Annotated in this window: 1 protein-coding gene; it reads right to left on the bottom strand. The window is 63.9% G+C overall.

From position 1 onward, the window contains the following. Positions 1–485 precede the first annotated feature (485 nt). Positions 486–1,493, bottom strand: a 1,008-nt coding sequence (locus EOA29_RS36230) for a tyrosine-type recombinase/integrase (RefSeq protein WP_127222378.1), incomplete at its 5' end; no start/stop codon positions are given.

Raw genomic sequence — 1,493 nt, 5'->3', positions numbered from 1 at the left:
CGCCTGCAGAGATGCGAGCACGGTTTCGACGGAAGCGGGGTCGGGCAGGCGGACGGGTTTTCCTTCGCTCATCCAGGTGGCCTTTCTCGCGCGGCGGAATAGCGCCTTGTGTCATTCTCGGCCGCGCGGGACGTCGCCGGCGGCCATCCTGGGGCCGAAAATGACTGATTTGCGGCGCAAAAACAATCACTATCGATAAGCGGTAATTATCGATAGTGAGCTTTCATTCCAAAGATCATCGCCTGTGACGGAAGCAAATGGCGGAATAGCTTCCGTTACGCAAATCAGCTACAACAACATCAATGGCTTACGATCTCGCTAATTTGCCCCTGAGGACCCTGATCGAGCCGCTCGCCCGTGCCGATGTCGCTTTTGCTTCCCGATTCAATTGAAGCGCTAAGGCGAAAAAATTGAATCGCTAAGGTGAAAATCCTGCTCTCCCGGATCGCCATGCTGCGGCTTCAATCGGGGCAGGGGAGGGGCCTTCAAAGCCCCGACGCCTTGGTGAGATTGGTGCGGAAGCGGTCGCGCCGTCGCTGATATTTGCGTGTCATTTCGGCCGAGGCGTGGCCGAGCTGCTTTTGAACGTAACGCTCCTCGATGTCGGCCGAGGAGGCAAGGCCGGCGCGCAGCGAGTGCCCTGAGAACAGCCCCGCCCGTTCCCCTTCCGGTAGATCGGAACGGACGCCGGCGGCGAGCGCGGTCCGCTTGACCAGACGGGCGACATGTTTGTCGGAAAGGCGCTCGACGTCGACGGTCTTGTTGTCCTTGAAGATGCGGCGGAACAGGGGACCTCTCGCGATCCGGCCAAAGCGGATCCAGCTCTCGAGGGCAGCGACGGGGCAGGTCTGGTCGGAAGCGCCGCGGCCGACCTCGACCTCGCGCCAGCCGGTCTTGCCGCGCAGCGTCACCAGCACGCCCTGGCCAGGAAAAAACTCGATCCAGCCATTGCCGTCGCTGTGATCGTCGCGCACGACGTCGAGACCGACGATCTCGGAACGCCGCAGGCCGCCGGCGAAGCCCAAGAGCAGGATGGCCCGGTCGCGCAGGCTCCTCAGATCATGGCCGAGCGTGTTGACCATCGCCTTGATGTCGTCGCTGAGCACGGCCTCCTTCTGCCGCGGCGGCTTTGCGTGCTTGCGGCGGATGCCGGCGAGCACCGTCGCAATGTGCCGATCGGCGCGATCCATCGGCACGCCGCGCTGGGTGAAGTTCCAGGCCAACCCGGAGAGGCGCCGCTCGATTGTCGCGACGGAGAGCGCGGCGAGGCCGCGTTTCGGATCGCCGGCCGCGCAGGCACCGATATAGAGGCCGATGACCTGGCTTGATGGCGGCATGGGCTCGAAGCCTTCGCGACGGCACCAGGCGGCGAAATGCCGCCAGTCCTTGGCATAGGCATCTCGCGTGTTCTCGGAACTGGCGGCCTTCGCATAGGCCGTCGCTGTCTCGACGAGGGTTTCCAGCCGCGCCGGCGACGGCGTGGCGCCCATTTC

The sequence above is a fragment of the Mesorhizobium sp. M1E.F.Ca.ET.063.01.1.1 genome, from assembly GCF_003998155.1.
Lineage (GTDB): Bacteria > Pseudomonadota > Alphaproteobacteria > Rhizobiales > Rhizobiaceae > Mesorhizobium.
This window is presented reverse-complemented; position numbering and strand designations above follow the sequence as displayed.